The sequence below is a fragment of the Ferruginibacter sp. genome (assembly GCF_031391665.1).
In the GTDB taxonomy this organism is placed as follows: Bacteria; Bacteroidota; Bacteroidia; order Chitinophagales; family Chitinophagaceae; genus Ferruginibacter.
Window position 1 is genome coordinate 1 of sequence record NZ_JANMUN010000246.1, and the last position, 19,809, is coordinate 19,809.

Sequence of the window (19,809 nt, forward strand, 5' to 3'; positions counted from 1 at the left end):
CTGGGCGCGCCGTCGGTGAACCACGATCTGCAGGTCAGCCTTCAGTGATCTTAATTCCTCTAAAAATCCGGGATCCTTTAATTTTTCGGGTTGTAATACACGTAAATTATTTTCTACAGAGTATTTCTTAACAGCACTTTGTTGTAACTGCAATCCACGACCGGCGGCTTTATCAGGTGCTGTGATAACGCCTACGATATTACATCCGGCGTTTACCAATGCATCAAGCGATACAACGGCAAATTCGGGTGTGCCCATAAAAACAATCCGAAGTGGCTTAAGGGTAATATTATAAGTGGTAGCTTTATTTTCGGTTTGTTTTAATTTAACTTCTATCATTAATGCGAAGATATTGCAAAGAAATAAAAGCATTTTACATTCTTCACAGCATGTAAAGGTTTAATAACGATTTTAATTTTTTAAAGTGTTATATCATTTATAAGCATCTGTCTTTCTGCCAAATGAGCGTAACCCTGCAGCCAGCTTTCAATGCCTGCATGATATTCCATTTATAGGATAAGGGTGTATGTCCACCTAATAACTTGGCTTTCCAAAAGCTGATGCTTCCGGTTTTATTTAATGAAGCAAAGTCTACCAATGCTTTTTTTGAAGTGATGTTTTCAGCTGGTATCAGCGAATGGTTTTGCACCCACATAATGCCATCGCCATAGTCATTTTGGGGTATGCCTATCTGTTTCCACCAGCTTACTTTTTTTCCATTGAGTTCTCCCAACTGAAAATTAAATTCAATTTTATCTCTCGCTACTGCATCAAATTCTACCATAAACGCAATCTCGTCGCAGTCATCTCCTGTTTTTAAAATACCTGTTGCAGTTGGTGGCGGAGTAGGGAAAGGGTAGAACAAAGCAGCATATTGCTTATCTGTTGCGGAAAGTACCATATTCCACGAAATGCTGTCGCCGGTTGTTGTTAATTCTTTTGGAACAGGATATAGCATAATCGATTGTTGGTCGAACGAAGAATAGTTGGTAGAGGTATAGGAATATTTTGAAAAAATATTTTGATCCACTTTTTCTCTTGACCAACTGCTTGGAGGCTCTGCATAAAACGCATATACTTTTTCTTTATCCCATGGAATGGCAGTACCAAATGTTTGGTGTTCATGAACAAAGCCCAGTGCATGACCAAATTCATGCAGTATCACCTGCCTTGCAAAAGCATCGTTCACAGTGTTTAGCCAGCCAAGGTTCATGGTGGTTTTATTGGGATTTTCTAATAAAGCATCCCGTCCAATAAGAGAATGAGATCCTCCCGGTGTAAAACCAACCCGGATCATTCCAGTGCCGCTTTGCAAGAATTCAAATTTTATGTTTGCATACAATTCCCACTCTCTTGCATACTGCTTTACCATATTCATTTGGTTAATGCCTGCGCCACTTATATCAAAACCTACAGTAATTGTTTGCCCGGGCTCCCACATTTTTTCTGTGTAAGTTGCCAGCGACTGACGAATAAAAGCAACAGGAGAAACTGTACCATCTGCATTTATTTTGTATTGTGTAAGATAATTAGAGGGTACCCTTGGTGGTAGTGGCAGGCTGTTAACCGGCGGCAAATCTGTACAGATTTTTATGTTACTGAGGTCATATACTTTTTTGTTGATGGGAACAATATCTTTTTTCTTCACTGGATTAAAAATAGCAAGCGAGTCATCTTTTTTGGCAGGGCTTTCATTAGCAGCTAATTTTTTCATTGTCCATTTGCCCTGTTGTGTAAATTTACTGTTGCTGCCTGCATCTGCTATCCGTTGCCAGGTTCCACTTAAGGTATTAGTTACTTTGTTTAAACTTCCATTGCAGGCATATTGAATTACATCAGTAGTGTATTTATAAACGATTTTAATATTGTCTTCTATTACAGAAAAACTACCTGTTGCCAAAATTTTATTATTCTGGTTCACTACATTCATTTTTCCTTCAGGTAAAAATTCAAATGAAAAATAATACGGAGCATCTTTTTCGTTATTACCATAAGTGCCCACCCATCTGCCTTCTATTTGATTCATTGCCTTTTGTGCAAAAAGCTGTGTGGTAAAAATGAATAGGCAGCAATAGGTTATTATTATTTTCATGGTGAGATAATTTTTTTAATAAGACGTTTCAATGTTAGTAAGATAAAATACATCATTCTTATTACCGCTGTTATTTCCTTTATACCTGCTGAAAGCATACAGGTTGTATTTTACCGAAGGGATAAAAACATTTTCAATTGCTGCTTCTTTTTTATCGTTGATAAACACCAACAGTGAATTTCCTTTTCTTTGAATTTTTAATTGATGGCTATTCTTTGTTAAATAAAAATCAGGAAGTGTAATACGTTTTCTCACGCCAATGGCTTCATTTTTATCATACGAGTACACTTCCAATGTGCCACCGCCGTTCCAATAAGGGTCAAACCAAATCATCACCCGGTTAAACTTGCCCACATAGCTGTCATAAAAACTCCAGTATTGGTTTTGATTATCATCCATCTTATATCTTTCCCCGGCATTATCATATGGGATTTCAGAAAAGCTCACGGTAAACAATCCGCTGTTGTAGGCAATGTCTTTATTCCAGCTTACATCAAATGATAGATTGAAATTGTCTTTTATTTCTGTATTAAACTGTTGGGGATACCAGTAGCCATCTTTAGTAAGGGCCAGCCAGTTATTATTTTCATATTGTTGTACCGTAATATTTTTCATGCCGTTCCATCCGGCGGGGAATTGGTTCAGCTTACTTTTTTTAAAACTGTAACTGTAGGCCGATACGTTGTTTTTGTTTGTTTTTGTTTCCGCTTTTATCCCGGCTGATGAGGCGTTGAGGTTATTAATGCCGTTGGGTTTCTTTGCTTCTTCCCCAACCAATGTAGCAAGCACATCTAAGTTGAACTGGCTGTGGAATATATCCATAAAATTCTTTTTGGGCAGCTCTTCATCCTGTCTTCTGATGTATAGTGCAATGCATTGCGGTTGATCTTTCGGTTTTGTTTTATCAAAAAAATCAAGGTTATCAACCCAAGCATTGTATCCGTTACCATCGGTAGCTTCTAATTCTCCGGGAATAAAATTATAGGAGTTTACCTTTTTAACGTAAGCAGTTTCATTAATATTAGCCTGCTTCAATGCTGCAGTATACCAGGGGATTATTTTTTCTTTTTCCAGTTGTAGATTTTTTAAATAGGCTTTACCTGTTTCATACTGTTGGGTTCTGTAATCTCCTTTTTGTTTTTCTGCTGCAGTAAGACTGTTGTATACTTTTTCATAGTCTGCAACAATCTTTTCGTGCCTGGCTATTTGTTCAATCAATCTTTTTTCGTGGTAAATTTTATAAGAAGTAAACAATTCCTTGTTGGTTAATTTTCTCCAGGGCAAATCTTTTCTTGCTGAAAAAAAGTAACAATGTTTTATTATTTCTTCTGGCCGGTATTGTGCGTAAATGATTTTATTTCCTGCGGCATCGGTTTTCATTTCAATATTCGTAATACGTATGTTTGATTCATAGTCATGGTATTTCACTTCATTAGCAGCTGCTGGCAATGGAAATTTTACTCCATCCATTTGGTTTACCGCAAAATAAACCCAGCAGCCAGTTACTGCTTCTGGCTTCAATTCATTATATCCTTTCAGACATTCATATTTTTTCAGCATCAGATAGTTTTCATAAGCGGCTGGGTTTGACGGGCTGTACCAAAAAGCTTTTCCTTTGGGATAGGCAATGCTGTTAGTGGCATACAAACCATCCAATGCTACGGGCATAATCCGATGCATTTCTTTTCTTATTGGTTCGCCAAATTTCCATTGGCTTGATGGAATTGGGTCTTGATAAGAAGGCGCTGCACTTGCCCATACCCATTTGCCGGGCACTTTGTTTATATCAAGGGTGTTACAGTTAACTTGCGCAGCACCTTTATAAAAAAAGAAGACAACAAGAACAGTATGTAATGTTTTTATTTTTCTCATACTTTATTTGTATTCTATAACTGTTTTACTTCCCAGCGCCTTTACTTCAAAAGCGGCCTTGCCTGATTTGAGGGATATTTTACCTTCTCCTTCCATTAATGTTGGAGAGGAGCCCTCATTGCCTTTTGTGCCGGTAGTACCGCCTGCGGAAATTTTCCCTTTTCCACCATAGTCTTTTACTTCCCATCCACTTACTCCTGACGTGCCAATTTCTACAAAAAAGCCACCCTCCACACCTGCATCAAAAACCTTCTTGCCTGCGCCACCCAAAACTCTTTTAGTTCCAATATCAATACCTGCTTCAAGTGTAAAATTCGTCCATTCACCAGTAATCATATCCTGGGTGCCACTGATCTCAAAAAGCTGGAAGTCTAATTTTAAAGTAATCTTATTGCATTCTGTACTAAGTGTTGTGCCTCCTGCAAAACTCATTTCCCATGGCTCTGGGCAATGCACATCTTCCCATTTTGATAACCCTTTATTGGTAAACGGATTTGTGTTTACATTAATGCAAGCCTGTGCATACGGTAACCCCAATGCATAACTTGGCATTTCATAACTCACCGATTTTAATGCGTATAAAAACTGAAGCTTTGAATTACTTGCATAATATTCATAGTATGCTGCATCCATAAATTGTTTGCCTGCATACACCAGTTCATTCGTCATTTTTCGCTGATGGTCTAAGTAGCCTGAATAAAACTTTTCAAACATCGTATTGGCTGGTTGCATATAGTTGTCGTAAGCTTCCTTGTAAGCGTTGCATGCTTCAGCATCAGTAAATTTCTTTCCAAGCGCATCCTGTTCAAATCGTTTCGCCAGATGCACTTTTACAATTGTATCCAGTTCATCTTGCATTTTACTGTTCTTTTCAGTAAGCTGCCGGGCTTCTTTAATAAATGCCTCTTCTTTTTTTGTAAACTCATCGCTTAGTAATTGATAAAAATTATTCCAACCTTGGTTTGTATTATTGTTGGCAGCAAATGCATAGATATGTTTTCCTGCTTTTTGTTTTGCGAAATTGATAGTTGCCTTTGCATCTACTGCTGCTTTTTTATCATACTCCTTTCGGAGCCTTTCTGTTTTTACCTCTAATTCTTTTGTATTACTTTCCAGATTTTTGTAAAAGGTTTCCCATTCCAGTTTGGAATTGATGGCTGCTTCATAAGTTCTGGGCAGGCTGGGGAAATTAAATTTTGATAAACCCAACACATCGGCAGGCAATTTCTTTTTATGATCGGCCGCAGTTAGTTTACCGCCCATTTTTTTTAGAAGGCTAACTTTTTCTGCACTGTAACTTTCACCAATACTTTGTTTTAATTCTTCTATTGCGCCCTGCCTGTTGCCCTCACTTTCTTTTACCACCGCCTTTGCATAATGGGCCTGTGCAGCATTACCCGGGAAAAATCGGATGCAGCTATCGGCATATTTTTCAGCCGTTTCCATATCCCCTAATCCTAACCAGGCTAATGAAAGATTACTCATGACCACAGGGCTTTTTGCATATTTTCTATTGAGATAATTTAAGATAGGTATTGCACCCTGCTCTACACCATGGTTTGTAAGTAGTGCTGCATAGTTATTTAAGTTATTGGCATCACTTGCATTTTCGCTGCACACTTTGCCCATCATGTAAATACTTTGCTGGGTGAGGTTATACAGATAGCAACTGATGGCACCATTACCCATTGAACCCGTGGAAGGATATTTTGCTTTGAGTTTTGCATAGATTATTTCTGCCTGCGAAACAGCCGTTGGATTCATTTCTTTTTTTACTGCTTCAAAAACAGCTTTGCAATAATTTTTAATTTCAGCATCACTTAAATCTCTTTTCAAAACAGCATTAATTCTTGCATCATCTCTCACTGGCACAATGCGGTCTTTGTTTTCTTTAAACTCAGTAATTTGTTTTTCTGTAATTCCCCCGGTAGCCATTACCTGCTTTTTTATTTCACCTGCCTGCTTTACGGCTACGGTTTGCATTCTTGTTTTTGCTTCTTTATTTTCTGCACTGCTTAATTTTAATGCCTGTAGTTCTTCCATTACAGTTTGCATTTGCCCGGGATCAGTCATCATTTTTTGCATGAGTACCACCGCTTTTTTTACTTTCTCTTCATCAATGGGCTTTTGTCCATAAAGTGAATGCGTAAAAAGTAGCAAAGAGACAAAGAGGATATTTATTAATGATTTCATTCGATTTGCTTTTGTCTGTTAACGATAAAAGGTAAGTGTCGGAAATGCTTGCCTCAATTGAGTGGCACCAGCCTCTGTAATACCGGTAGTTTGTAAAAATAAAGTGCGCAATGCCGGTAATTGTTGAATGACTGCTATAAGTCGGGGTATGTCCACATCGCTAACTGAACAGTAAGATAGATTCAGCTCCTGCAATTGTTTTAATGGAGTGAGTTGCTCTATGCCATTGATCGTGACCGCTGTTGCCCTGCTGACAATCAGTTTTCGTAATCTTGTCAACCTGGAAAGTTGTGCCATACTTGCATCCGTGGCTCCCGGTATGTCAACGGTCCTTAAGTCAATTATCTCAAGAGTGCCGGCCCTGCTCATACCTGCAAATCCAGCATTGGTAACGGGTACCGCAAGGCCCTGGTCAATACTTTGTACCTGTTTAATGGCGGGAAGCAAGCCAATGTTCATTGCTGCTGCATCATTAAATCTTGTTTGCCCAATATAGATTGTTTGTAGGTTGGGCAATTCACGTAAATAAAATAAACTGTCGCCCAGGCTTTGCAAATGGGTTTGAGATGCTGCATTGAAACCTGTAAAGTTGATAGCCGTTTGTGCCTGATAGGTTTGTATGGAACTGTTGGAAGCATCGGGCCCACGCAAGGCTGTGTACCAATAATAGGAACGTTCCAATGGGGAAAGTGGTATTTCCTTTGGAATGATTTGCAGACTTTTCCAGAATGACTGTAGCTGTTCGTTTGTTTCCCTATCAGCACATGCAATTACTGCATTACAACTATTCCCATGCTGGTACAGTTGAAGTGTTTTTTTAAATAGCTGGCCGTTTGATTCTCCTTCAAAGGCTCCGCTCATCATTTGATATCCGTTTACCTTGGTAATATTTCTTCTATTCATTTCCCCTGCAAAATATCCCTCTATATTTTTTTGAGGGGTATTCCATAGCTGCATAAAGTTCTCATCGATATTACTGCCTGCTTTGTAAGGAGAATAAATGATTAGGCAAATCTTTCTTTCCTGGTTGTACACCAGTATCCGATCTGCTTCATAAGCGGTTTCGTACGAATCAGGAATTATATAATTAAACTGTACATACGGTCTTTCCTGTGTGAAGCTTTTTTGTATGGAGAGGAGTAAAGCCAGGCATATCATTACTTGTTTCATAATTTTTATTTTTTATTTTGATTTGTATAAAGTGTAACTCATAGAACTGTTTTCAGCATCTGCCATATACAACAGGTAACCATTTTTTACAGCAATAAAATATGCATTGTAGGTAGTTGTTTTACCTCCAAATCGGTTGGTGGCTGTAATGCTCCAGTCCGCTACTGTAGCATTTCCTTTAAAATCCTGGCCGCCAAATTGTGAGCCACCATTGTTCATACTTGCAGTACGATACATGCTGCTGTAAGTACCATCACTGTTAAATGTAAATTCATCGGTACTTGATACCGCACTCATGCCTGTATACGTACCACTGTATGCATTATAGTATTCCACGCCGCCACCGCCGCCACCTTTCCAGGTGCCAATAATATCACTGGCTGAAACTGCAAACCTGTTGGCGTTTAAAAATGGGTCGATATCGTTTGGATGAGGAAACTGTTGCTGGTAGCTACTATGGTTGGGAGCAATTACAACTATTGGCCTTGCTCCGCCGCCGTACACAATTTTAATGGCCACATAACATGGTTTGCCTGTTGCTCTTTCTACTGCATTGCCTTGGAGATGATAAATAACCGGGTACTGTACGCCGCTCCATTTTTGCGGATCGCTTACAGTAAAATAAGGTTCGACATATTTGCCCCAGTAATATTCAGGTGCATCAACGGTATTTGGCCGGGCATCATCTAGTGTTTTATCAATGTAGTGCAGGCGCATTTCGGTTCCGGCTTTGTTAAGGCGTACATAATCGGGCAGCATGGTAGCTTGCCATCCATCATCAAAGTTGGTAGTAGATTTTGTGATAACAGCGGATGCTGCTATGTCAATATTTTTGGGAGTGTTTATATCCGTTAGCTGTTCTGAATTATTGCTATGGCTGCTAACAAACTTATTTTCATCCGGCACCACACTGGCTATAAACTCCTGTGCTATTGGTATAAATTTTTTATCGGTAAAAACAGATGCTACGTAATAGCTGATGTTTTCTTTTGTAAATGTAGATACCGTTACGGCAAACATTTGTTTGTTTAATGAGCCTCTTGCTGCACCCATGATCATTTGCCATCCGTTGAGCGAATCCAGATCTTTTGTTTCTGCACTGTCCACTTTTTGATCCGGATTACAGGCAAAAAAATTCCAGTTGGTTTCAAAATCTTTTTCTACGGCTGCCTTTCCTTCAACTGCAGGATATAAAAACAACTGGCAGTAGTTTTTACCTTCGGTTTTTGAATAGAAGAGATACTCTTTATTTGCCTTTAAAGTAAATCCTGCCGGGGCTTCGTAGCTAAAAATGTCGAAGCTATTTTGTGCCTTTACCTGTGTAAGAAAGAACACAGTGAACAATGTTACCAAATATTTATTCATACAAATAGTTTCTATTTTATTTTTTCATTCATCAAAAGCAGCATTTTTTTTAGCTCCTCTATTTGCTGCTGCTGTTCCTTAATAGCCGTGAGCAATACCGGCACCATGCCACTGTAGTTTACACTCAATGTACCTTGCTCATTTTCTTTTACTAATTGCGGATATACTTTTTGCAGTTCCTGCGCCAGCAAGCCTACTTGTTCATCGGGGTTAGAGGCATCTTTCCAATGGTAGGTATATCCATTTATTTGCTGAATCGATTGCAGCGTGTTAGAGAGGGGAGTGATGTCTTTTTTTAGCCTGGCATCACTGTTTTGTGTAATGGTTCCGCTGGCTAAAATATTACCGATCACATGCAATGCCTGCGATGGATTATCCGTACCAATACCTACTCTTCCGTTGGTAGTGTTCATTACCATGCCCCAACCGCTGTTGGGAGAACCATCGCCATAAAAACCTACCAGGTTATCGCTTCGCATTCCTATAAATGCAGGAACTGCGGTGTTGGCAGTGTTGCTTAACCACATTCCCGCCGATTGGGTACCGGTATTTAAAACCATGCGTCCATTAACTGACATGCCAAACTCACCGCTGTTAATTATTCTTACTCTTTCTGAAAAGGAAGCGTTGCTGCCGTAACCCAAAGACACATCGGTAGTGGAAGTTGCTGAGTGAATCTGCAGTCTGTCTAGGTCTACACCAAAACCAGCGAAACCTCCACCCGTTTCACGAAAAGAAATTTTATCTCCCAGGCTGCCGCCAAAGGTTAAGGGAAATTGGGGATTGGCCTCACCAATACCCAGATTGCCATTTCGTAAAACAGTGATGGCATTGCTCCTGGCATTGTCTGCACTGCCATTTCCGATCTGGAAAATGCGGTCTGTTGGTGCAAGTGAAAAAGGATTTGGATTATCAGTGTTATCATTAAATAATCCTAAGCTAAAGGAGGCCCTGGCTTTGGCAACCGTTCTTTCCCCAGTGCTTGTTGCAGCACTTCCACTTGCTGTGGTGCCTCGCCCCATACTGGTAGCATATTCTCCGCTGGCGATGGTCGTATTGCCCATGCTGGTTGATTGTTCGCCACTGGCAGTAGTTTGGGCGCCCATACTTGTAGCAACGGATCCGCTGGCTTTAGTTTGAAATCCTATACTTGTTGCATAGTCCCCATTCGCAGTAGTGAAAACACCTAAACTAGTTGAATAATTTCCGGTAGCCTCAGTAAGAGTACCAAATGCAGAAGATGCATAGCCCTTTGCTTTTGAATTTTCGCCTGCGGCAAATGAATAGGAACCAATACTGTCTTTATCCCAATTATTAACTGCGCCGCCCACTCTAAAGGCTGCTTTTTGTGGATACCACATCATACGGGTACCTGGCCCCTGTACTACTGGATTTTCTGTGGGGAAAAAACTTATAACAGCAGGGCCATTAAACAGCACTCCGCTATCGGCCACATGCAGCCTTGCCAATGGTGCCGTGGTGCCAATACCCATATTGCCATTTCTCAAAACAGTGATGGCATTGCTGCGTTGGTTATTGGCTGTACCATTACCAATTTGAAAAAGCCTGTCCGTGGGCGTAAAGCTACTGGGGTTGGGGGCGTCAGAAGAATCATTATATGTGCCCATACTAAAACCTGCATAGGCTTTTGCTTTAGTATCAACACCCGTGCTGGTGGCTACTCCACCACTGGCCACTGTAGATAGGCCCATTGATGTAGCCGTATTACCACTGGCCACCGTAAGGTAACCCATACTTAAAGCGCCAAAGCCACTTGCGGTGTTTGCATTACCCATGCTGGTAGATAAATCGCCGATGGCTTTTGTTTTATAACCCATAGCAGTGGCGGTATAGCCAGATGCTATGCTACTATCGCCCATGGAAAAAGATGCATAACCGCCTGCAGTAGTTGATGCTCCCATGGCAGTGGCGGAACTACCACTGGCCCTGGTACCATTCCCCATACTTATAGAAAAATCTCCAATTGCTAAAGTACTTTGACCCATACTGGTAGCCACAAATCCACTGGCAGCAGAACCATTGCCCATACTGGTAGATACCTCGCCACTTGCTATGGTTCCAAACCCCATGCTGGTAGCAATAGAGTTATTGGCAGTAGTGAGCCGGCCAAGGCTGGTAGAAAAAACACCCTTTGCTTTTGTATTATACCCCGCTGCAAAAGATAAAAGCCCAATACTATCCCTGTCCCATTGCACTCCATCTACATAGCCGCTCCTGAATGCTCCACGTGAGGGAAACCAAAACATTCTGGTACCTGCCCCTTGTGCAGGAGGGTTAATGGTAGTGAGAGGAGGTATGCCTGCAGGCCCGGAAAATAGGACAGCACTATCCGCCACATGCAGCCTTGCTATAGGTATACTGATGCCAATGCCTACATTTTGTGCAGCCGCAATAAACATGATTATACTACAAATCCAAAACAGGAATACTTTCTTTTTCATAACGCTTGTTTTAACTGATTGTAAAACTTCAATTAATTGAATGGAAATACAATCCCCTGAACACCTGTTTTTACTATCCCTTAAACAGGGGATTTTTGATAAAAAGTTGGAAAAGTGCAGGATGATGTTTTACTTTTATTAATGATTATAAAAAAAATGCAGAAGAAATACTTTTTACTGCTGTTGTTATTATTTGCTGTTGCCAACCTTACGGCTCAGCGCATACTTGCAGATAGTATTGAAATTGTTTTGAAGAAAGAAATGCCCGACAGCGACCGGGCTGTTACAATGGTAAACCGTGCTATGTTTTACGAAGTTATAGACTCGGCAAAAGCAGAACAATACTATGAAGAAGCATTAGATTTTGCTGTAAATAAAAAACTCTATTACCCTGCAGGGTTAAGCATCCGGTACAGGCTGGTGCCTAAAATATTAAAAGGAAATTTTGTAAACATTGATGATATTAATAAAGCTGTTAAATTTTTATCACTTTCCGCCAATAAAAAAGCCAGAAAGCAGGAAGGGTTGTTGATGGGAGATAAGGCCTCGTATTTTTACATTAACGGGCAGTATGATTCTGCTATTGCATGGAACCTGAAGGGCATATCGGTGCTGGAAAAAAATAATTATTATAACCAAACCGGAACACTTTATACCAACATTTCCAACTGCTATGAAGTGCTTCATTTAAAAGACAAGCAAAAAGAGTATGTTATAAAAGGATTAGAGGCATCAAAAAAATCTGGCGAGTCTTATATAATTTTCGGTTCATTCCTGATGGTATCGCAATTATACGCCGGCGAAAAGGATTATAAAAAGGCCATGCAATATTGCGATTCTGCCATGCTTTATTATAAAGAAAATTTGAGTAATTCAAGAATGCAATTGTATTATTTAATGCGGGCACAGGCTTATGAAGGACTTGAAAAATATGACAGTTCAGTTCACTACTACAATAAAGCCTATACACTAACAAAAAATAATAATGATGAATGGGGAATGAATGAGCCATTATTGAGAATGGGATTTGGTTACATGAAACTGAATAAACCAGAAGAAGCCGAAAGTTTTTTACACAAGGGTATTGATCTGGCTGAGAAAAATAATGTACTTATTTTTAAAAGAACGGGTTACGAATTGATGAGTAAATTTTATGAAGAAAGCGGTAATTACAAAAAAGCATTAGAGGCCTACAAAAAATATTACGATGCTAATGATTCTTTGCAGCATGCTGACAGCAAAAAAACAATACTTGATCTTGATAAAAAATATGAAACCGAAAAAAAAGAAAAGCAATTGCTAACCCAAGAATCTGCCCTTCGCCAAAAAAATACAATTAATTATATTTTAATAAGCAGCATTGCCGCACTGTTATTAATTTCTTTATTGGCCTACCGTACTTACAAACAAAAAAGAAAATTACAGGAACAAAAAATTATTGAGTTAGAAAAAGAAAAACTATTACTTGCCACACAATCTATTGTAAAAGGCCAGGAAGATGAAAGAAGCCGATTAGCAAAAGACCTGCATGATGGACTGGGAGGATTACTTAGTGGCGTTAAACTTCAACTAGGAGCTATGAAAGGAAATTTAATTTTATCGGAAGAACATGGCCGCACATTTAATAATGCCCTGAGCAAATTAGATGAGTCTATCAGCGAAATGCGGCGGGTGGCACATAATATGATGCCCGAAGCCTTAATGAAATTAGGATTGCAGCAGGCCCTACAGGATTATTGCGATGGACTATCCGAATCGCAATCGTTTAAAATAAACGGCGAATTTTATGGATTGGAAAAACGAATGGAATCATCAGTAGAAATTGTTGTGTACCGCATTGTGCAGGAGCTTTTGAATAATGCAGTAAAACATTCAGGCGCCGCCGCCATTTTGGTGCAGGTGATGAAGCATGATAACAACCTTACCATTACTGTAGAAGATAACGGCAAAGGTTTTAATAAGGATGAAGTTTTGCTGATGAAAGGAACCGGTTTAAAAAATATTCAATCGAGGGTAGATTATTTAAAAGGACAATTAGATATTCAATCAACACCGGGTAAAGGTACTTCTGTTCATATTGATTGTATAATTGACAGCAATGCATAAAATAAAAATAGTAATAGTAGATGACCATCCAATGGTGCTGGAAGGAATGAGTGCTATGCTGGCACAAATTGAGTTTGTGATAAATGCCGGTACTGCTGCCAATGCTTATGAAGCTATGCAGCAAATAAAAGCAACTGCACCCGATATTGTAATTACCGATATAAATATGCCGGAGGTAAGCGGAATAGAACTGGCTTTAAAAATAAAAAAAGAATTTCCTGCTGTAAAAATAATAGCGATGAGTACGTTTAAAGAACGGAGCTATATTTCGCAGATGATACAAAATGGCGCTGCCGGGTATTTGGTAAAAAGCGCATCGAAGGAAGAAATTGAAGAAGCTATTTTATCTGTGTATGAAGGCAAACTTTACATGAGTTTGGATATAAATTTATCTGCAGCGGATAAGCAGGAACTGACTGATATACCCGTACTCAGCAGCCGGGAAAAAGAAGTATTACGTTTAATTGCAGATGGATTTACCAATCCTCAAATTGCAACAAAATTATTTATCAGCCTGCATACTGTTGACAGCCACCGAAAAAATTTGTTGACAAAATTTGCAGTAAATAATACAGCAAGTTTAATAAAACTTGCTGTAAGATATAATTTGGTATAAAAAGTAAACCAGCTTTTATTGCCAGCGGCTATCTTACTCTTTCATCACCAGATCCACATCCGATACAATTTCGCTTTCTGTTTTATTTTTATCAAAAAACCTTACGTTTAAATGATAGGTCTCTCCCACCTGCATGGGATTGCCGGTGGTTACTATTGCTTTTAATGATGCTGCTTTAGTTTTATCAAGAGCAGCCTGTTCTGCAAATGCATCGGGCAGATTCAGCAATTCTTTGCCGACCTTATCTGTTAAAATAATGCGGCATCCCGGATTTACTTTTCCATCTTTTACCTCGTAAAAATCTACGCCATCTGCAATAAGCTCCACCTTTTTACCTAATGTAATTTTATTGCTTGATATCTTAGTGTCATCCACGGTTAAATAAATATCATCTACTGCAAATCCATTGTAGGAACTGGTTAAACCTGTAGATAAATCTTTTTTAACGCCTTTGCTAAAACCACCGCTGCAACTGCACAGCGTAAGACTAATACAGCCAAAGAGAAAATTTTTTAATTGCATAAATTTTTATTTTATTGTTTATAATATTGTGTTTTTACACCTGGCATTAATGCCGTTATTCTTATTTTTCTCATTACCTGGTTGTGCAGATAAAAGCTTCAGCAATTTACTGCCTTTATTTATAACCGCCATTGCAGAAAACACTTTTCATCTTTGTAAGTTCAGCTGATAAAAATATAGTTTAAGAGCAGTTGTTACCATCCCTTAAAAAGGGGAGATTGTAATGGCCGGCACTTTGTACATTTATGTAATCATTAAAAAAATGGTATGAAAAAATTATTATTTATTTTACTGGCAGGTGTTTCTATAAATACAGCAGCACAGCAAAAGCAGGTTTTAATAAAAGATTCGCTGCCGGCGAAAGTGTTGCTTAAAAACAGGGGGTACAACAGTAAGGCTGTTATTAAACTTTCTGTTGCAGCAAGCATTGAAAACGAATTGAATAAAATTGTAGCCGCACACGTTCATCTTCCCAATACAGCAGCCACCTGGACAAAAATAAAATTGGAAGCAGATAATTTATTGTACAACTACTTTAGAGATGAAAAGTTATTTGGCATAAAAAAAGAACAGGCTTATTATATTGCAATGGGTAATGAAACGATGACTGCTGCAGATATTGCAAATAAAAAAATGATTTTACTTGCAGGCATTGCCAATATTAAGCCTGCAGAGTTTTTACAGATACGTGTTGAAAAAATAAATACTTATTACTAAGCTTGTTTGTAAATAATGTTTCTTGCTTCAAACCATTCTTTATACTCTTTTCCATATTCCCCGCCATAATTAATACAAATTTCGGTGCCGGGTTTAATATCTTCTACTGCATAATACTGCATTGTTTTGGTTTCTTTATTTAAATTGTATCCTGCATTTGAATGCACCGCATGGTTGTATAAAGAACCGAAGCCCAATACAAGTGCCAGTGTGCACTGCTCTTTATCAAAATTAAAAAAGTAATCACACAGTGCTGATGCAGTAGCGGTATCGTAATCCTGTGCAGGAAGTACAATTACATGTGCTGTTTCAAATACTTCATCTTTTGCAATAAATTGTTTGCAAAAAACACCACGGCCCTTGCCCTTTACAGTTTTTATGTAAAGCTGTTTATTCATATTGTTTCGGGCTGAAAGTAAACAGGCGTTGCATCATTTGGCGTGCCATTATAATTAAGCATAATTTCTTCACCCGGTTTTATTGCTTTACATGCTTTAATTATAAGGCAGGTATTTTTTAAACAAACTGTGTATACTGCATTAGCATTATACGAGTGATTGTACAGCGAACTGTTGCCAAGCCCCAACGCAGCAGGAGTGTCAGCATTATCAATTAAAAAATAATAACTGAATAAAGAAGTAGTTTGCAAAAACTCTTTATCGCCTGCCTGTAATAAAATTACCGGGGCTTTTTCAATAACCTCACCGGGTTTAACTTTTTTAGATGCAAAAACTCCCCTTCCATGTACTTGGCTTGGTTTTACTGTAATGCCTGCAGGCTGGTAGATTTTATTTTTATTAAACAGGCGCAGCAGCATTTAATCTTTATGTGGTTTAGCAGTTGTAGTATTTTCTTTCATCTTTATAGTGCTTTCCTTCATGGGCACTGTAGCAGGCGTTTTCTTTATGTGATCAAACTTTATTGGTTTTGCGTTTTCTTTCATAGCTATTTTTCTTGCTGTGTCTGCAGTTACCGCTGGTTGTATGGTTCCTGGTTTTACTGTTTCCTTTTTTACAACTGGTGATGTTTGTGCTTTTACACCTGCAATAATCAGCAGGGAACTTAAAAGTGTGAATACTTTTTTCATGATGTTATAATTGTTAAGTGAATAATGAATGTTCAAAAATTTGTCCATTCCTTACCGGTGCCGGTATCAAAACCAAATTTTCTGGAAACAGTTTGTACGCCTGTTCTGGATTGATCGTAATACGTCCAGCCAATTCGGGTGGCCTGTAGCGTAACTGTTGTATTCATTGCACTGTTGCATCCCATTGCTTCGTAGCAGGCAGCTACCGAAATATTTTCCATCTTTATGATATAAGAAATGATGGGAGCACCGCCGGTTTGGTTAGGCACTGTTACAGTAACCTGCCCATTTGCAAGAAATTCTCCATTTGCCATAGCTCTTTTTAAATCGGCCGAAGCGCCACTCACTGCCATGGTAAAACTACATTGGGTATTATTTTTTTCGCCACTGGTAATGCTGGTTGCAGCCATCCATCTTTCAAAACCTTTTACAACAGCATCGCCTTTTAGTTGCTGTCCTCTTGCATCGGTGAGTTTAATAAATACATCTGTTTTTTGTGCAATACAAAAAAGTGGCATAAGTAATAAAGTAAAAATAATTGTACGCATAGTAAGTTGATTTTATTTTTTTAAATAATTAGCGGCCTATTCCTTTTTTCCAAAACCAGTTTCTCCAATCCATAAAACTCTTGCCCCTTTAATACAAACAAATTGCACATTGTAAGTTTTGGGCTTGCCTTCTATATCACTAAACTTTACCTGCCAGTTATTTACACTTGTAAACTTACCAGCTGATTTTACACTTTGAAATTTAATATTACCCACAAAACCGCTGGCCACACCTAAATCCCATTTGTAAGTATTGCCTGCACCAAATTCAAAATTTTCATTGGAGGCATGAGTGTTGGCACCAGCATCTGCACCGGTGTATGCATTTACATATTGCGTCATACCTGTAAAATTGCTTGTCCATTTTCCGTTAAGATCAGAAGCGGCTACAGCAAATTTATTATAGTTGGCCATGGCCGCCATTTTATCCCAGCTTGCTGCTAATGCTTCATTGCTGTATGGCCCAAATTCTTTTTCAAAAGAATTTTTATCGGGTGTTATAAACTCCAAAAATTTTCCATTGCCCCCACTATAATTTTTTTTAAAAAATACAACATGCACATTTCTGCCGCTTATCTTTTCCACCATATCTGCTTCTGCAAACTCAATAGATTGCCAGCTGTACAATGGTTTAAATTCCATATTGGTTGCGCTGCTGTATTTTGGAGCCACTAAAACATTCCATGCATGTTTTAACCCTTCCATTAAATCTGAGGAATAAGCATCCGCATTTTTGTTTGGGTAATGAATCAACACTTTTATATTTCCCTTTGTAGCCTCTACCCAATCTTCCTGCACAGTACTTGTCCAGCCATCATCAAAATTTGTGGTAGTAAAAGCAAATCCTGAATGTGTAACAGGCGGAGTGGGTTGCTGAATAATTTCTGGTGCAGTAGTTTCAATTTTTGTATCGGTTGTTTGTTGCTGCTGATCGTTTGCTGTATTTGCTGTTGCAATTATTTCGGTATTATTCGCTGGTGTGTTTTGTACAGGAGCAGCATTAGCTTTTGCAAAATATAAGCCGGTTTCTTTTGTATTCATAGAAAAATACATCATAAGGTAATCACTGTTTTTTTGCAGCCAGGCATATTTATTATCTGCGTCAACTATGGTAATGGCCCATCCCTTGTCAGTAAGATTTTTTACCAGCGAATCTGCATTAAAGCCACTGGCACTAACAGAGGGCAATAACAACACTTCGGTAGCAGCTAGTGACGTGTTGGCTTTTTTACTTTCTATTTCTAATAACATTTTTGCGCTACCTACACTTAACATCCTGCTATCCTTTTTGCTTCCGTTTGGCAAACTAATACCAGTTAATGCCGATTGACTAACGGGCACAAGTTTTTTTTGTGCATATAATGGTGCCACCAAAAAAAAGAATACTAAAAAGTTGAATACATTTTTCATAAATATTTTTTATAGGTAAAAAATTTCATTCGCCGGGTAATTTTATTACAGGGCGGGCAGGTGAAGTGATGATGTATATCCATGCATTTTTCTCATAATTATTGAAAGGGCCATCCCGTTTTGTTTGGTTGCCAGCTTTTAAAATTAGCTGCCATTCATTATTTTCCGGAATATAAATTTTGCTAAAACTGTACGTCGTTTTTTCGAGAGTTATTTTTTGTGTTTTTAATAATTTGCCCCATTGATCGGCGTTATTTTTTTTACTCCATTCTTCTAATACATTTTTTTGTGGATTGATCGTTAGATTGTTCCCATTGATTTGATAAGTGCCGGATTCTCTACCCAAAAAAGTAGAGCTCATGACGGGGTCGAAGGTTTTAATATTACAAGTGTAGCTTCCATTTTCCTTAAATGTATATTGACGGAAGATGGTGCTCATAATGCCATTCTTCATTCTAAAGTCTGACTGGTCGCTTGCAGTGATACACCAGGTGCCAAGTATAGAAGTAGTATTGTTTGTTTTTGTTTCTTGTACAGCTTCTGTTGCTATGTTTTGTCCATTCGGTAATTCAATAACCGGGTTGTTAGCAGAAATGGGACTGTAATACCATGCATTGACAAAAGATTTATTGTTGCTGTGTGGCCCATCTCTTTGTGTTACTGTATTGTTTTGTAAAACAAGATTCCAAATTTGTATGCCGGAGAAATAATGTTTGGTAAACTGGTAAGTTGCTTTTTCCAATGTTCTTTTTTGGCTTGATAAAAGGCTGCCCCATTTATCGCCACCATCTTTTTTGCTCCATGCTTCTATCACACTTTTTTGTGGGGTGATAGTAATTGTATTGCCACTGATTTGATAAGTGCCATTTTCTTTTACTAACAGAATTTTTGCGAACGACATGCCAAAAGTTTTGGAAATAAAATGATACGTTCCGTTTGAATTAAAAATATATTGATCGCTTGAGTACCCGGCAATGGAAGTAGCATAGGCGTCATTATATGAAGGGTTAACACTTCCTGTTTTTTTCCATGTGCCAACGATTGAGTTTTTATCGTCAACAGCAGTTGGAGTTGGTGCAGCAACGATTTCAGGCTTTATTAAATCAACTGATGCCAGTAATACTTCAATATCTTTTATATAATCCTGGCTGTTGGTGGTAGCTATAATACTTGCACAACGATCATATCCCGAGGCTGTGGTAAGAAATGCCATGGCATCATTGTTATTAGAAATAAATTTTGCACCGCCGGCTTTTATTTTCCAACCGTTAGCTTCCTGTACTTCATTTAGTTGCGGTGCTTCAGATGGATTGAAACTTTTTATAATCAATACCTGCCATTCGTTTTTGAAATCGTCTTCAATACTTCCTTTGCTTGCAGTGCTTTTTACAATGTTAATTTGGCACCAGGTATTTTTTTTGTTATTGATGATGGTGTAAGTGATTGTATTTTCTCCAACCTCTTTTTTCCATCCTTTCGGTGCCGAGTAATTAATAATATCGAAGGTTTCCTTTTGAGCAAAGGATATTGCAGCAAACGAACAACAAACAAAAAGCAGCAATATTTTTTTCATGATGTTATTTTCTGTATCAAAACTATTATTCTTAACGAATGGGTAGCATCCTGTAAAACAAGGAATTTTAAATTTT

17 protein-coding genes are annotated in these 19,809 nt (G+C 38.5%); 3 read left to right on the forward strand and 14 right to left on the reverse strand.

The window, feature by feature from the left end:
* The 7 genes from ACY651_RS18655 to ACY651_RS18685 form a co-directional block, all read right to left on the reverse strand.
* A partial coding sequence (locus ACY651_RS18655) for a methionyl-tRNA formyltransferase (RefSeq protein ID WP_462255017.1) occupies window positions 1-339 on the reverse strand: 339 nt, incomplete at its 3' end.
* 97 nt (window positions 340-436) lie between these two features.
* A complete protein-coding gene (locus ACY651_RS18660; RefSeq protein WP_462255018.1) occupies window positions 437-2,092 on the reverse strand; it encodes a M12 family metallopeptidase in 1,656 nt (551 codons plus the stop codon).
* Window positions 2,093-2,107: 15 nt separating this feature from the next.
* Complete coding sequence (locus ACY651_RS18665) at window positions 2,108-3,964, reverse strand: hypothetical protein (protein WP_462255019.1); 1,857 nt, start codon at window positions 3,962-3,964, stop codon at window positions 2,108-2,110.
* Between the two features lie 3 nt (window positions 3,965-3,967).
* Window positions 3,968-6,157: a hypothetical protein gene (locus ACY651_RS18670; protein WP_462255020.1), complete on the reverse strand. Its 2,190-nt coding sequence runs from the start codon at window positions 6,155-6,157 to the stop codon at window positions 3,968-3,970.
* Window positions 6,158-6,175: 18 nt separating this feature from the next.
* Window positions 6,176-7,327 carry a hypothetical protein gene (locus tag ACY651_RS18675; RefSeq protein ID WP_462255021.1) on the reverse strand — a complete coding sequence of 384 codons (1,152 nt, stop codon included), beginning with the start codon at window positions 7,325-7,327 and terminating at the stop codon, window positions 6,176-6,178.
* A 12-nt stretch (window positions 7,328-7,339) separates the two neighbouring features.
* Entirely contained in the window at window positions 7,340-8,692 is a 1,353-nt protein-coding gene (locus ACY651_RS18680) for a hypothetical protein (protein ID WP_462255022.1), read from the reverse strand.
* 11 nt (window positions 8,693-8,703) lie between these two features.
* A complete protein-coding gene (locus ACY651_RS18685) occupies window positions 8,704-11,154 on the reverse strand; it encodes a tail fiber domain-containing protein (RefSeq protein ID WP_462255023.1) in 2,451 nt (816 codons plus the stop codon).
* Window positions 11,155-11,310: 156 nt separating this feature from the next.
* On the opposite strand from ACY651_RS18685, the gene ACY651_RS18690 reads away from it, so the two are divergent.
* Window positions 11,311-13,260 (forward strand): tetratricopeptide repeat-containing sensor histidine kinase, encoded by a 1,950-nt coding sequence (locus ACY651_RS18690; RefSeq protein WP_462255024.1) that lies wholly within the window; start codon window positions 11,311-11,313, stop codon window positions 13,258-13,260.
* The gene (locus ACY651_RS18695) at window positions 13,253-13,876 is read left to right on the forward strand and encodes a response regulator (RefSeq protein WP_462255025.1); all 624 of its coding nucleotides are present in this window, start codon (window positions 13,253-13,255) and stop codon (window positions 13,874-13,876) included. Before ACY651_RS18690 ends, ACY651_RS18695 begins: the two co-directional genes overlap by 8 nt.
* A 33-nt stretch (window positions 13,877-13,909) precedes the next feature.
* Here the strand turns inward: ACY651_RS18695 and ACY651_RS18700 are convergent, their stop codons facing one another.
* The gene (locus ACY651_RS18700) at window positions 13,910-14,398 is read right to left on the reverse strand and encodes a hypothetical protein (RefSeq protein ID WP_462255026.1); all 489 of its coding nucleotides are present in this window, start codon (window positions 14,396-14,398) and stop codon (window positions 13,910-13,912) included.
* Between the two features lie 267 nt (window positions 14,399-14,665).
* Between ACY651_RS18700 and ACY651_RS18705 the strand changes: the two genes are divergently transcribed.
* Complete coding sequence (locus tag ACY651_RS18705; RefSeq protein ID WP_462255027.1) at window positions 14,666-15,115, forward strand: hypothetical protein; 450 nt, start codon at window positions 14,666-14,668, stop codon at window positions 15,113-15,115.
* Here ACY651_RS18705 and ACY651_RS18710 read toward each other — a convergent pair.
* From ACY651_RS18710 to ACY651_RS18735, 6 genes are read right to left on the reverse strand one after another with little or no spacing between them, the layout of a single operon-like run.
* Window positions 15,112-15,513 carry an SET domain-containing protein-lysine N-methyltransferase gene (locus ACY651_RS18710; RefSeq protein WP_462255028.1) on the reverse strand — a complete coding sequence of 134 codons (402 nt, stop codon included), beginning with the start codon at window positions 15,511-15,513 and terminating at the stop codon, window positions 15,112-15,114. The two genes, ACY651_RS18705 and ACY651_RS18710, sit on opposite strands and share 4 nt — an antisense overlap.
* Window positions 15,510-15,932 carry an SET domain-containing protein-lysine N-methyltransferase gene (locus ACY651_RS18715; RefSeq protein ID WP_462255029.1) on the reverse strand — a complete coding sequence of 141 codons (423 nt, stop codon included), beginning with the start codon at window positions 15,930-15,932 and terminating at the stop codon, window positions 15,510-15,512. Before ACY651_RS18715 ends, ACY651_RS18710 begins: the two co-directional genes overlap by 4 nt.
* On the reverse strand, window positions 15,933-16,202 hold the full coding sequence (locus ACY651_RS18720) for a hypothetical protein (RefSeq protein WP_462255030.1): 270 nt from the start codon (window positions 16,200-16,202) through the stop codon (window positions 15,933-15,935).
* A 32-nt stretch (window positions 16,203-16,234) separates the two neighbouring features.
* The gene (locus ACY651_RS18725) at window positions 16,235-16,750 is read right to left on the reverse strand and encodes a type VI secretion system tube protein Hcp (RefSeq protein ID WP_462255031.1); all 516 of its coding nucleotides are present in this window, start codon (window positions 16,748-16,750) and stop codon (window positions 16,235-16,237) included.
* A gap of 36 nt (window positions 16,751-16,786) precedes the next feature.
* On the reverse strand, window positions 16,787-18,160 hold the full coding sequence (locus tag ACY651_RS18730) for a hypothetical protein (protein ID WP_462255032.1): 1,374 nt from the start codon (window positions 18,158-18,160) through the stop codon (window positions 16,787-16,789).
* Window positions 18,161-18,185: 25 nt separating this feature from the next.
* Window positions 18,186-19,733, reverse strand: a complete 1,548-nt coding sequence (locus tag ACY651_RS18735) for a lipocalin-like domain-containing protein (RefSeq protein ID WP_462255033.1) — start codon at window positions 19,731-19,733, stop codon at window positions 18,186-18,188.
* Window positions 19,734-19,809 lie beyond the last annotated feature (76 nt).

Coding starts and splice junctions, on each gene's coding strand:
- ACY651_RS18660 (WP_462255018.1), bottom strand. CDS start 2,092: ATGAAAATAATAATAACCTATTGCTGCCTATTCATTTTTACCACACAG.
- ACY651_RS18665 (WP_462255019.1), bottom strand. CDS start 3,964: ATGAGAAAAATAAAAACATTACATACTGTTCTTGTTGTCTTCTTTTTT.
- ACY651_RS18670 (WP_462255020.1), bottom strand. CDS start 6,157: ATGAAATCATTAATAAATATCCTCTTTGTCTCTTTGCTACTTTTTACG.
- ACY651_RS18675 (WP_462255021.1), bottom strand. CDS start 7,327: ATGAAACAAGTAATGATATGCCTGGCTTTACTCCTCTCCATACAAAAA.
- ACY651_RS18680 (WP_462255022.1), bottom strand. CDS start 8,692: ATGAATAAATATTTGGTAACATTGTTCACTGTGTTCTTTCTTACACAG.
- ACY651_RS18685 (WP_462255023.1), bottom strand. CDS start 11,154: ATGAAAAAGAAAGTATTCCTGTTTTGGATTTGTAGTATAATCATGTTT.
- ACY651_RS18690 (WP_462255024.1), top strand. CDS start 11,311: ATGCAGAAGAAATACTTTTTACTGCTGTTGTTATTATTTGCTGTTGCC.
- ACY651_RS18695 (WP_462255025.1), top strand. CDS start 13,253: ATGCATAAAATAAAAATAGTAATAGTAGATGACCATCCAATGGTGCTG.
- ACY651_RS18700 (WP_462255026.1), bottom strand. CDS start 14,398: ATGCAATTAAAAAATTTTCTCTTTGGCTGTATTAGTCTTACGCTGTGC.
- ACY651_RS18705 (WP_462255027.1), top strand. CDS start 14,666: ATGAAAAAATTATTATTTATTTTACTGGCAGGTGTTTCTATAAATACA.
- ACY651_RS18710 (WP_462255028.1), bottom strand. CDS start 15,513: ATGAATAAACAGCTTTACATAAAAACTGTAAAGGGCAAGGGCCGTGGT.
- ACY651_RS18715 (WP_462255029.1), bottom strand. CDS start 15,932: ATGCTGCTGCGCCTGTTTAATAAAAATAAAATCTACCAGCCTGCAGGC.
- ACY651_RS18720 (WP_462255030.1), bottom strand. CDS start 16,202: ATGAAAAAAGTATTCACACTTTTAAGTTCCCTGCTGATTATTGCAGGT.
- ACY651_RS18725 (WP_462255031.1), bottom strand. CDS start 16,750: ATGCGTACAATTATTTTTACTTTATTACTTATGCCACTTTTTTGTATT.
- ACY651_RS18730 (WP_462255032.1), bottom strand. CDS start 18,160: ATGAAAAATGTATTCAACTTTTTAGTATTCTTTTTTTTGGTGGCACCA.
- ACY651_RS18735 (WP_462255033.1), bottom strand. CDS start 19,733: ATGAAAAAAATATTGCTGCTTTTTGTTTGTTGTTCGTTTGCTGCAATA.